At 35.0% G+C, this 12,108-nt stretch carries 15 protein-coding genes; 9 read left to right on the forward strand and 6 right to left on the reverse strand.

Going from position 1 to position 12,108, the window contains the following annotated elements:
• Nucleotides 1–553: 553 nt before the first annotated feature.
• Together INT04_RS12650 and INT04_RS12655 are read right to left on the reverse strand one after the other, a co-directional pair.
• Nucleotides 554–916, reverse strand: coding sequence for a hypothetical protein (locus INT04_RS12650; protein WP_193016472.1), 363 nt, complete (start codon nt 914–916; stop codon nt 554–556).
• 739 nt (nt 917–1,655) lie between these two features.
• Nucleotides 1,656–1,880, reverse strand: a complete 225-nt coding sequence (locus tag INT04_RS12655) for a DUF2594 family protein (protein ID WP_319022971.1) — start codon at nt 1,878–1,880, stop codon at nt 1,656–1,658.
• A 197-nt stretch (nt 1,881–2,077) separates the two neighbouring features.
• Here INT04_RS12655 and INT04_RS12660 point away from each other — a divergent pair, with 197 nt between their 5' ends.
• The 7 genes from INT04_RS12660 (at nt 2,078) to INT04_RS12690 (ending at nt 6,755) form a co-directional block, all read left to right on the forward strand.
• On the forward strand, nt 2,078–2,998 hold the full coding sequence (locus INT04_RS12660; protein WP_226894092.1) for an NAD(P)H-hydrate dehydratase: 921 nt from the start codon (nt 2,078–2,080) through the stop codon (nt 2,996–2,998).
• A gap of 168 nt (nt 2,999–3,166) precedes the next feature.
• On the forward strand, nt 3,167–3,595 hold the full coding sequence (locus tag INT04_RS12665; protein WP_193016474.1) for a universal stress protein: 429 nt from the start codon (nt 3,167–3,169) through the stop codon (nt 3,593–3,595).
• Nucleotides 3,596–3,715: 120 nt separating this feature from the next.
• Complete coding sequence (locus INT04_RS12670) at nt 3,716–4,054, forward strand: hypothetical protein (RefSeq protein WP_075674296.1); 339 nt, start codon at nt 3,716–3,718, stop codon at nt 4,052–4,054.
• A gap of 66 nt (nt 4,055–4,120) precedes the next feature.
• Nucleotides 4,121–4,558: a universal stress protein gene (locus tag INT04_RS12675; protein WP_193016475.1), complete on the forward strand. Its 438-nt coding sequence runs from the start codon at nt 4,121–4,123 to the stop codon at nt 4,556–4,558.
• 247 nt (nt 4,559–4,805) lie between these two features.
• The gene (locus INT04_RS12680) at nt 4,806–5,219 is read left to right on the forward strand and encodes a hypothetical protein (protein WP_193016476.1); all 414 of its coding nucleotides are present in this window, start codon (nt 4,806–4,808) and stop codon (nt 5,217–5,219) included.
• Nucleotides 5,220–5,487: 268 nt separating this feature from the next.
• Complete coding sequence (locus INT04_RS12685) at nt 5,488–6,291, forward strand: threonine/serine ThrE exporter family protein (protein ID WP_193016477.1); 804 nt, start codon at nt 5,488–5,490, stop codon at nt 6,289–6,291.
• Nucleotides 6,267–6,755, forward strand: coding sequence for a threonine/serine exporter (locus INT04_RS12690; RefSeq protein ID WP_413465740.1), 489 nt, complete (start codon nt 6,267–6,269; stop codon nt 6,753–6,755). Before INT04_RS12685 ends, INT04_RS12690 begins: the two co-directional genes overlap by 25 nt.
• Nucleotides 6,756–6,759: 4 nt before the next feature.
• On the opposite strand, the gene INT04_RS12695 is transcribed toward INT04_RS12690, so the two are convergent.
• A complete protein-coding gene (locus tag INT04_RS12695) occupies nt 6,760–6,942 on the reverse strand; it encodes a hypothetical protein (RefSeq protein ID WP_036912881.1) in 183 nt (60 codons plus the stop codon).
• Nucleotides 6,943–7,195: 253 nt separating this feature from the next.
• On the opposite strand from INT04_RS12695, the gene INT04_RS12700 reads away from it, so the two are divergent.
• Entirely contained in the window at nt 7,196–8,179 is a 984-nt protein-coding gene (locus tag INT04_RS12700) for an endonuclease (RefSeq protein ID WP_226894093.1), read from the forward strand.
• A gap of 19 nt (nt 8,180–8,198) precedes the next feature.
• On the opposite strand, the gene INT04_RS12705 is transcribed toward INT04_RS12700, so the two are convergent.
• Entirely contained in the window at nt 8,199–8,642 is a 444-nt protein-coding gene (locus tag INT04_RS12705; protein ID WP_193016479.1) for a methyltransferase family protein, read from the reverse strand.
• Between the two features lie 351 nt (nt 8,643–8,993).
• Between INT04_RS12705 and phoH the strand changes: the two genes are divergently transcribed.
• On the forward strand, nt 8,994–9,779 hold the full coding sequence (gene phoH / locus INT04_RS12710) for a phosphate starvation-inducible protein PhoH (protein WP_193016480.1): 786 nt from the start codon (nt 8,994–8,996) through the stop codon (nt 9,777–9,779).
• A 99-nt stretch (nt 9,780–9,878) separates the two neighbouring features.
• On the opposite strand, the gene INT04_RS12715 is transcribed toward phoH, so the two are convergent.
• Nucleotides 9,879–10,724, reverse strand: a complete 846-nt coding sequence (locus INT04_RS12715; protein WP_193016481.1) for a siderophore-interacting protein — start codon at nt 10,722–10,724, stop codon at nt 9,879–9,881.
• Nucleotides 10,725–11,137: 413 nt separating this feature from the next.
• Nucleotides 11,138–11,521, reverse strand: a complete 384-nt coding sequence (locus tag INT04_RS12720; protein WP_193016482.1) for a DUF805 domain-containing protein — start codon at nt 11,519–11,521, stop codon at nt 11,138–11,140.
• Between the last annotated feature and the right edge of the window lie 587 nt (nt 11,522–12,108).

Consider the following 12,108-nt stretch of genomic DNA (forward strand, 5'->3'; position numbering starts at 1 on the left):
TACATCTTGAATTATTTAGAGTATTTACTCGTCATACTTCAAGCCGTAGCGTTGTTGACTTTATTCTCTCGCACTAGTCACATACTCTTGTATGCTCCTAGCGACTCATTCATTTGTCGCCTAATTACATCTTGAATTATTTAGAGTATTTACTCGTCATACTTCAAGCCGTAGCGTTGTTGACTTCATTCTCTCGCACTAGTCACATACTCTTGTATGCTCCTAGCGACTCATTCATTTGTCGCCTAACTACATCTTGAATTATTTAGAGTATTTACTCGTCATACTTCAAGCCGTAGCGTTGTTGACTTCATTCTCTCGCACTAGTCACATACTCTTGTATGCTCCTAGCGACTCATTCATTTGTCGCCTAGCTACATCTTGAATTATTTAGAGTATAGAGAGTTAGTTATAGAGAAAGAAAAAAAGAGAAATGAAAAGCAAAAGGGAAGAATAAGAGAAGATGAATAAGTGATGGAGAGGGCTAAATAAAAAAGAGCAGGATAATTTCTACTCTTTAAATTGATTGCTACTCATTTTGTTGATGAGAGAATTATTTTTCTTGTTCTTTTAATGCAGAGACCATTTGAATTTTACATGCGGCAACAATTTGTGTTAGGCCTTCTTGAAATTCAGCACGAGAGCCAATTTCAGCTTTTGCATCACGTAAAGAATTAACAACTTCGATGGTGCCTTCAGTAAATTGTGCTTCAGTTGCTTCTAATTTTGCAAAATCAAATTTCTTTGCATTTAATGATGCGACAGCTTCTTTTGCAATTTTCTCAGCAGGTTCTTTAGTGTCATAAGCTTTGATTGAGATATCTTTAAACGTATCGCAGTAGTCGTCTGCCATTTTAGTTGGGTTAGCAAATGCAACAGCAGGTAATAACAGCAGAGATAAGAGAAGTGGTTTCATTATAAAGCCTCATGGTTTATTTTTTAGTGCGTACGGATTGAGTGTAACATACAAACACTAATGACGATAAATCAGAATAAGTGTAAAAATATAAATAATTAATATTATTAACCTTAATAAGCGCGATCTTATTGTTCTTATTGTCTTTAAAGATAATAATCTAGAGTTCTACAACCTAATAACGTCGAATAATATGCAATAAAGAGAACGTCTTTTAAGAAAGAATATTAGGATTTATCTTTATTTACATTTTATGATACTTATATTTATTTGCATTAAAAATGAGAAAATAAAAGTTTAAATATAAAAATAAGAATATAAAATAGCAAAGCTATATTTTATTAACATTTAAATAACTTTAATGTATTGTATTATATAGGTTATTTTATAATCATTATGTATATGATAGTGTATTTTTTATTTTTATAGATTTGAACTGATTAACATTAAAAATACTTAACAAAAAGAGTGTTCTATACCTTTCATACAATGAAAATAGTGTGTCAGAGAAAAAATTATCATTAATACGACAAGAAAATAATTTAATGAGGAAAATGAAAAGAAGAGAAAAAAATCCCCTCTATAAGGGTAGAGGGGTAGCTAAATGAATAAAGAATGGTTTATTTCGAGATTGAGTATATAGAAATTTAAAACTAAATTTTGTTTATTTGTGCAGCACAAAAAGTTTAGAAAATAGATTGAAAATATGTGCTAGTACTCAATATCAAAAATCAATTAATTATTGACGGTAAGCTGTCTTAATTTGGCTAATTGTATTGCGGAATGTCTCAGCGTGTTTTTCGTCATCAACTTCATTAATAGCACGTTCAATATTTAAAATAATACGGCCAGCATCGGCTTGACCTAATGCCTTTAACATATAAGTGACTAAGGTTTTTAGGCATGCCACTTCTTCGGCTAAGGTCTCAACATCTGCTTGTGTTTTAAATTTCTCGTTCATTATCTACTTTCCTTTGTCTTTAATTACGTATCATATCAAATTAGGTCAATAGAATAGCAAAGTCTTGGTGAGGTATGAATAGCTATAACTAAAGCATTTTATAAGATTGAAATTGTTAGTATAACAATTAGACAAATAATACGCCGTCCCGTTTATTCGTTGAAATCACGCTATACTTTAAAGATTGAGTGTAACAGAGCATGGAAAATCCATCACGATTAGCAATAAGAAAAAATGCAGGAAATGGTGAAGGAAAAAGTAAGATGAAAAAAGAACAACTATTATATGCAATAACGCAATATCCTGCACTTTGTCAGCGTAAAACGGGAAATACACATAAAGGAACGTTTGGTACATTAGGCGTTATTGGGAGTGCCGAGGGAATGAGCGGCGCTATTGTATTAGCAGGAAAAAGTGCATTAAAAGCAGGGTGTGGAAAAGTATTTCTTGGTTTTGCACAATCGCAATTACCTCTTCCTTTTATTGATAGCGCGCCAGAATTAATGCTAAAAACAGCATTTGCATTGATCAATCAGCAAGCGATTTCCGCATGGGCAATCGGCTGTGGTTTAGGATTATCGACAGACTCTGAATGTATTTTATCAACGATTTTAGCACAACGTATTGACGATAAACCTTATGTTTTTGATGCCGATGCATTGGTACTGATGGCGAAATTAAAATCCCCCATATCGCTTAATCAATACTGTGTGCTAACGCCACATCCCAAAGAAGCGGCTATTTTACTTAATTGCACATTGCGAGATATTCAAAATGATCGAGAAGGTTCAGCGAAAGAAATTGCAACGCTTTACCATTGTTGGGCCATTATAAAAGGGCAAAATACGGTTATTACTTCTCCAACTGGGGAGATAACAATCAATACAACAGGTAATAGCGGTTTATCAACGGCAGGAAGTGGTGATGTATTAACGGGTGTTATGGGGAGTTTTTTAGCGCAAGGAATGACGATGTCAGATGCGGTAAAAAGTGCTGTTTGGATACATGGGATGGCGGCTGATATTTTAGTTGAAAAGGGTATTGGGCCAATAGGATTAACGGCATCAGAATTAATTGATACTATCCGCAATATTCGTAACCAACTCCACTCATTAACATAGCGACACAATATACACTATTTTGAATAAGATCTTTTACTTTTTAGCTTAACGTATTAATAATTAAAGTAGGTTTATAATGAGATTCGGCGTTTTTAGTTAATTCACTCACAGTAATCTTTAGGTTATTGCGATAGGATTAAGGCAAATGGAGAGTTGAGAGGAGTTATTATGTATAAAACGATTTTAGTGCCTATTGATATTGTTGAAGAAGAGTTAACCAGTAAAGCGGTACGACATGCTGTGTATTTAGCAAAAGAAACCGGAGCTAATTTACATTTAATTCATGTTCTTCCTATCTCTTCGGCAATCATTAATGCTTATTCACTGGGTTATCCAGAAATTAAAGACAAAGCGACGGTGAAAGCAGAAAATGATATGCAAATGTTGGTAGATTCGGTGGATTTACCTGCTGAAAAGGTCGCTTATACGGTTACTTTTGGCTCACCGCGTGATGAAATTTTAGTAACAGCAAAAGAGATCCAATCAGATTTAATTGTGATTGGTTCACGCCGACCGAATATCAGTACTCACCTATTAGGCTCAACAGCCGCGGGTGTGGTTCGTTATGCTGAAATTTCAGTTTTAGTTGTTCGTTAAGCTATTCATTAATATGCTATGAGTTTTCCTCGTAGCATATTTTTTACTTTTTTTTGCGTAGTTTATCTTATTTATTCAATAAGCAGTTGATTGAGTAAACAGTCTATAGAGTGAATAAGAATGGAAAAATTTACCCAAGAACTTTTAAGGCTCGATCATTTTATTCTACGCATCTTACGCTATTATGTAATTGGCTCTATTTTCTTTTTTTTAGGGTTATTACCTGGTGTATTAGGGTTTTATTTAATTGAAGGACATAGTTTTATGGAGTCCTCGTTAAATGCAATATCCATGTTAAGTGGGCAACCAGTAGAGCCAGCACCTGCAACCCCAACAGGGCGCTTTTTTATTGCGATTTATGGATTATTTCTTCAGTGTGTTTTTATTTTATCAATTGGGTTAGTTGTGACACCTTTTATTCATCGACAATTGCATAAATGGCATCTTGAGGAAGATTAAATAAGCAAGCTGTGGGTTTAACGCTACAATAATAAACAGACAATAATCTGATAATGAGGAGTTGCTATGTACAAGACAATTCTAGTACCTGTTGATATTTCAGAAGATGAGTTAACCACTAAAGCGTTACAACACGCTGTTTATATTGCTAAATTAGAAGGCGCAAAACTGCATCTTTTCCATGCTATTCCTGATATTTCACGTTTCTCTATTAGCTATAGCTACCATTATGACATGCTAAGTTCTTTTGCAAATAAAGCACTAGAGCGTGTACAAGAACAACTGCAAGAATTAGCTGATAGTATTGATTTGCCTAATGAGCAAGTTGAGTATTCTGCTGTTTTTGGATCTGCAAGAGATAAAGTTTTAGAGCTGGCTGAAAAAATTAATGCTGATTTGATTGTGATTGGCTCACGCCGTCCAAGTATTTCAACACATCTATTAGGTTCAAATGCATCAGGTATTGTTGCTTATGCAAAACAATCTGTATTAGTTGTCCGCTAAAATTTCTCATAAAAGTAAAAAAATAGCTAAAGCCCCTAAGTTATTTAGGGGCTTTTTCACCTTGGTTTATAAAAAATTATTTATCATTTCGGATATACATTTTCATCTCAATACTAGATAAAAAAAGATAGATAGGGCGCAATTGTTTATTAATGCGGTTTTTATGTAAACATAAGGAACTTCATTGATTGAGAATGATAGGCATTCTAAAGTGGAGCTTGTTATTTTTTAATGAGAGATAAGTGTTATGTTGAATAACCAAAATTTTATTGTCATGGATGTTGAGAAATTTCCTGTTATTACCATGAAAATATTTCCAGAAACGCTGGATGATGCCAATAACTGGACTTCTGAAATGGATGTTGTACTAAGTGAAAAACAAAAATTTGTATTGATTTACCCATCCATTAATAAAAAAGAGAAAGAGCATAAAAAAGAAGATATGGACGGTATGAAAGCCGTAAGGCGTTGGCTAAAAGAGGGTAAGGCACTGCTTAGTGAAAATTGTGCTGGTATGATAATGACAGCAGATCCACAAAAAAATGATAAAGAGCAACTGGTGCAACTCTCGACTGTTATTTCTGCTGTTTACGGTGTTCCCGTATTTGTTGCAGAAACGCTGGATGAATCGTATGTTAAAGCTAATGAATTGGTTGAGTAATTAACTTCTACGATAAAATGACGTAATACATTATTTTGGGCGCCAAATACGTTGTCGCCTTTATTATTTTATATATTATTTAACTGTTTTTTCTAAAAAAAGCAGATTTTACTAATAAGTGAGTGAGTAAACAAAAATTGATCTACCTACAGCCTTAAATATTTTATTTGTTCATAATAGTCTTGAAAGATGATAGAGCGAAAAACAGACTATGCTGATAAACTTTATATTAGCAATAGCTCGTTTTTGATTAAAACTAAGGCATGGTATGGACAATGAGATAATGGCTGACTGCTCAGCCATTTCACAAGATAAACAGCGTGAAATTACCAAATTATGTATTCAAACTGCCTTGTTGTTATTGCAACATGGTGCAGAAAGTATGCTAGTTGAGCAACTTTCAACCCGTCTCGGTTTAGCGTTAGGTGTACATCAAGTTGAAAGTGCAATTTCTGCTAATGCAGTGGTATTAACAACGATCGTTAATGGGCATTGTCAAACATCCACACGAAAGATTGTTGATCGTGGTATTAATATGCATGTTGTGACAGAAGTTCAGCATATTGTGATTTTGGTGGAGCATCACCTCGCGGATATTCACGAAGCAAGAAAGCGCTTTGAACATATAAAACCATTACGTTACCCACGTTGGGCGATTATTTTTATGGTTGCCTTATCTTGCGGTTGTTTCTCAAAATTAAATGGGGGCAATTGGGATGGTTTTTTAGTCTCTTCTATTGGCGGTGGATTAGGGATGTTTGTACGACAAGCATTAACGCATCGTCAAATAAATCCATTAATTAATTTCTGTATTACCGCTTTTGTTGCTACGTCTGTTTCAGGTTTATTATTAAAACTTTCCTACTTTCAAACAACCGCAACTATTTCAATGGCCGCCAGTGTCTTATTGCTTGTTCCCGGATTTCCTTTAATTAATGCGGTTGCTGATATGTTTAAAGGGCATGTTAATACAGGATTAGCCCGTTGGGCGATGGCAACAATGTTGACGTTAGCGACGTGTTTAGGGGTTATTTTAGCGATGGCGGTATGGGAGTTAAGAGATTGGGCATAATAACGATTATCCTTACCCTTATTGAAGACATGATTTTAGCAGCTATTCCAGCAGTGGGTTTTGCAATGGTATTTAATGTCCCTTTGCGGGCACTAAAATATTGTGCGTTATTAGGGGCAATAGGGCATGGTTCACGCACAATCTTAATGATGAGTGGAATGAACATTGAATGGGCCAGTTTCTGTGCTGCCATTTTAGTGGGCTGTATTGGTATTCAATGGTCACGCTGGTGGCTTGCACATCCTAAAGTCTTTACTGTTGCGGCGGTTATTCCTATGTTTCCTGGGATTAATGCTTATATCGCGATGATCTCGGTGGTGAAGTTAACACAAATTGGCTATAGCGAGGAGATTTTTGAAGCTTTAGTTACGAACTTCCTTAAAGCTTCATTTATTGTCGGAGCGCTTTCTATCGGGCTATCCTTGCCGGGATTATGGTTATATCGCAAGCGTCCGAGTGTATAATTGTTTACATGGCGTGTTGTAGTGAATTTAATGTAATATCTAGTTCGTTTTTGTCAGAAATAATAATCTGGATCCGTAATTTATTTTCAGACTCCAAACTTGCATGCGCTTTAACATCTTCGTTATTCGCATGCTTTTTTGTTATTTCAACTAATTCATCCATTAAATTCAGCATATTCTCATTCATTTTTTTAATCTCTCTAAATCAGTGATGGACAAACCATAGCAAATCCCGTTTACGTTAATGTGGAGAATAACGGCTTTTTCTATCACCATTCACGCTTATTGTTTTATTTTTCATATAAAAAATAGTAAGAAAGATTGCCCAAAATAAATCAAAAAAAGGTAATATTAGATAAAATAAAAATAAGATTATCAGTTGGTTATTAAAGATAATTTTTATTTGGTTTAATAAAATAAAGCGTAAGGCAGATACCACTTTGAGAAAAATATTACACTATACCGCGGTTGTGTTGAGTTTATTTATTATTACATTACATGTTCAAGCACAAGCCCCTACAAATTTCACGAAAGCGAAAGAGATAGCAAAAGAACGTATTTATTATGATCAAAATCAAAAATCACAAGGAACGATTTATTGTGGTTGTGATTGGGAATGGGTAGGTAAATCGGGAGGGCGTGTTGATTTAGCCAGTTGCGGATATCAAGTGAGAACGCAACAAACAAGAGCAGCGCGTATTGAATGGGAGCATATTGTTCCCGCATGGGTGTTTGGGCATCAGCGTCAATGTTGGCAAAATGGAGGTCGAACTCAATGTGTAAAAAGCGATCCTATTTTTGGCAAAATCGAAGCAGACTTACATAATTTAGCGCCCTCTATTGGTGAAGTTAACGGTGATCGTAGCAATTTTAGCTTTGGACAATTACCTGCACAAGCACCTTATCAATATGGGCAATGTCGCAGCCGTGTCGATTTTGCTTCGCGTACGTTTGAGCCACGCAATGAAGTGAAAGGCCAAGTCGCCAGGGTCTATTTCTATTTACATGACCGCTATAATCTCTCGATGTCACGTCAGCAACAACAATTATTAATGGCTTGGGATAATGCCTATCCACCAACGGCATGGGAAAAAGAGCGTGATAATCGTATAGCACGTGTTGTTGGTTATCATAATCCCTTTGTTACAGGCGAAATGAAATGGCAATTAGGGCATAAAAATAGCGGAATCGGATTATCTGCATCAAATACTACGCCAGTAACTAAAGCTAAAGTTGAAACACCAAAGCAAACTAGCGCAGTACAGCCCGTAGATATTAAAGGCAATATTAATAGCAAGATTTATCATTTTGCCCATTGTTCGGGTTATAAAACCATGTCAGATAAAAATGCGGTCTATTTCAAAACAGAAAATGAAGCCACGAAAGCGGGCTATCGTTTAGCCAACAATTGTAAACAACCTTAGTTTTTTGACTAACGAGTAACTACATCCACCGACGAACGTGGCGACAATATTGTTGCCACGCTTGTGGAAATAATTCACTTAATATTTTTTCTTCACGTACGATGGTATAGCGGTCAGTAATCAAGAAGAAGGCAATCGCAGCACCTAAAAATCCCCAATTACCAAAAATAAAAAATAATCCAATACTGATATCTAAAAATCCTAAATACATTGGGTTACGGCTAATTTTATAAGGGCCGCTGGTGACTAATTCTTTAGGTATATGATTTGGATTCGGGGAGGTTTTCTGTTTAATAAAAAAGGAGAGACAATAAAAAAGCCAGATCCCAGATGTGGTGACGGTGAGTAAACCTAAATAGAAAAAGAAACCCATCTTTAGCGTACCTGAATGAAGCTCAAAACCAATAAATGGAATAAGATTCAGTAGTAACCAATAAACAAAGGGTAATCGTAAGAAATTCATTTATTTCCCCTTAAATAATGTGCATTGTTAGATTAATATTCACTTTGTCTTGTTATCAACTTCAATCATATTGAAAATATTTTTATTTTGTCATTATACTGTCACAAAGCTTCGTTAATTTTCACTCTAACTCCATGATGGGGAATATGAATGACAGAAGCAACGGAAATATCACGTTACCCACAGAAAACCGGCAACAATCGCTCATTGATAGTTAATGTTCAGAATTGTGACCGGTTTTTTTGTTTTCTACAGTTAGATAAAGTCTAAAGGGGACTTATAGATAAGTAACAGGGATACAAATAAGAGATATCGATGACTTTTTGAAGACTAACAAGGGTAAATACCATTATGAGTAGACAAAAAGCAGCAACACGTTTACGCCGAGAAAATAAACGCACTTCACGTAAAGAACAACGTAACGGAGCACATCGAGATAATGTTATGGTTTTACCAGGATTTGGCGATATCAATACCATAGGTATGGCGAGAGAAAAGCGTGATGAAAGAGTACTTTCTCCTCGCAATGAAATACAACGCCAATATATGAATGCCATTAAACATCAAAATCTTATTTTTGCGACAGGAGAAGCCGGATGCGGCAAAACGTTTTTGAGTACTGCAATGGCGGCTGATGCCTTAATTAATAAAGAAATAGAACGGATTATTGTTACGCGGCCTGTTTTACAAGCAGATGAAGATTTAGGTTTTTTACCGGGAGATATTGCAGAGAAATTTGCACCTTACTTTCGTCCTGTTTACGATGTATTAGTCAAACGTTTAGGCGCTTCATTCTTACAATATTGTTTACGCCCCGAAATCGGTAAAGTCGAAATAGCGCCTTTTGCCTATATGCGAGGGCGTACCTTTGAAAATGCATTTGTTATTTTAGATGAAGCGCAAAACGTTACTGTAAATCAAATGAAATTATTTCTAACCAGAATGGGGGAAAATGTCACTGTTGTTGTGAATGGAGATATTACACAGTGTGATTTACCTTCTAGTGTGCATTCTGGATTAGCTGATGCGCTTGCTCGATTTGAAGCCAATAATCGAGTGGGTGTGATTAAGTTTATGCAAGAAGATTGTGTCCGTTCTACATTATGCCAGCATGTACTCGCTGCTTATAATGACTAAGAGAATGTAGGAATTTCTGTATAAATAAAAAAGGCTGCATATTATTGAGGGAGTTAATATGCAGCCTGTATAGCCAACGTTTAATCTTTAATTTATCACTTAACTTACATCTTCATTATCCATAACATGATGACGTTCAGCATGATAGCCTTCTTCATCATAACCAAAGCGCCAGTAAGGAATGGCATAAATCAAACTGCGATCATAACCATTATCACGGCGAATATGGCGTCTTAATGCGCGAATAATTTTATCTTCACCGGCAATCCAAAATGCAACATCTTCAGCGGGTAATTTCCACGACATAAATTCATTGATTAAGTGTTGAGTCTGTTCTTCAACAGAGCCAATCAACCAAATAATGTCTAAGCCATTAGGGTGTTTAATTTCTTGGCGATGTGCTTCATTTTCTACACGTATAACAACTTTACCTTGAACATCGGGTTTCATGGTTTCAATTAAAGCCATTAGTGCGGGTAATGAGCTTGGATCTGCGGCCATATAATAATGTGAAGCTGGTGCTAATAAGGGATCTGGACCACCTGGATTCGTGATACCAATATAATCACCTTCTTTAGCATTTAACGCAAAATGAATAGCAGGGCCGGCATCATCATGAACAGCAAATTCAATATCTAGCTCTTTTTGCTCAGGACGAATTGCACGAACACTATAAGTACGAACAATCGATCTTGGTTCGCCTTCAGGCCATTTGGGCCCTTTTTCAGAAAATCCAGGTACAGTGGGTTTAACTTGACCTTCTAAAGGCAAAAATATTTTCAGATGTGCGCCAGCCGTATCTGCTGGGTAAGTATCTAAATCATCACTGGTAAAAGTGATGCAGCGCATTCCTGGTGTAACGTCAGTAATACGTTTCACTTGAACTAGACGAGGAGGCGCGGGTTTATAAATGTTTTTTTCTTGAGGTGTATTTGGATTACTCACGTTTTTTTACCTGACTCATTTAATTGTTTTATCGATGTAGATATTATCATTTTCAATTAATAATGATAGTCATTATCAACACTAACATTGATTTAGTAAAGTGAAGTGAAGTCTTTACTCATCATTGTGTGATTGAGTTCAAACTCTCAAAAAAGAAAAAACTTAAAAATCAGTATAATAAAGAGAATTAACAGGTGGTAATGTCATGTTGATACTTAAATAGACAGTATTAGATAAGTGAACCACAAAAAAATAAAATAGAACAGTGGGAAAATAACAGAGAAGGGGAAATTAAAAGAGAAAAAATAGGATTAAAAAAAGAGAGGGAGTCATAAAGAAAAAACGGAATAAATACAGTGAGTAAACTGATAAAATAGGGTACTCACTGTATATCATATTATATCAACAGTAGATTAAGCTTTAGGATCTGGGCCAAATCTGTTGTCGCCTTTAGTTCCTTCAAGGCACATAAAGACAAAAACGATTAATCCACCAACAAATGGGATAAAGGCAAGTAAGAACATCCAACCTGATTTATCTTGATCGTGGAAACGGCGAATAGTGACCGCAAGGCTAGGCACAATAATTGCTAAAGAATAAATACCTAGAATAATACTGATAATTGAACCTAATCCGCCCATTTCACCTGTATTCATGTCTATTGATGAAAACATGATTGCATACAGGATAGTAATAATGATGGTGTTTATCAGTGTAAACATCCAATATTCTTTTCTGCGAGCGCGTCCAGAAAAGTTAGCGTAATTATTTTTAATAACTTCTAAATACCAATTCATGACTTCATCCTTAAATTTAGTAGCAACAAAATGTAAGCCTAGTTTAGGTCATCTTTCTTAGCAATTAAGATAATTCTAAATTATCAAAATATGTATATTGGAAAGATATTAGCGTCTACCACACAATATTTAATAAGGAGATGGACTCAATTTTTTAGTTAATCATATGGGTAACATCTAAATGAGACACTAACATGTCTTTATAAAATAATACTGATATGAACCTCTAGGCGGCGGTATCATAATTACTTTAGTAATCTAATTCAACACCCATTCTATTTTATTTTTAGAGAGGATGACTTTTTATAGGATTGTTTATATCTTTAATTATTGCATTAAATGAATAAAAAAGAGTTTATCACTTATCGTTAATCAAAAATGATGTATTTGTGATTATTTTATCAAGGAGTTTGGTTTAAATTTAGTTAATCATAGAAAAGTAAAAGTATTTATTTCTATCATTCTTTTATGTAAGCATAAATCAATCACTATAAGATGAGATATTAAAAGTACACTCTCTAATAAGTGTTACATCAAATGTAACAACACATCGGTTATAGCGTAATAAAAGGATTGTTATCATTAAA

Source organism: Proteus sp. FME41 (assembly GCF_014897315.1).
Taxonomy (GTDB): domain Bacteria; phylum Pseudomonadota; class Gammaproteobacteria; order Enterobacterales; family Enterobacteriaceae; genus Proteus.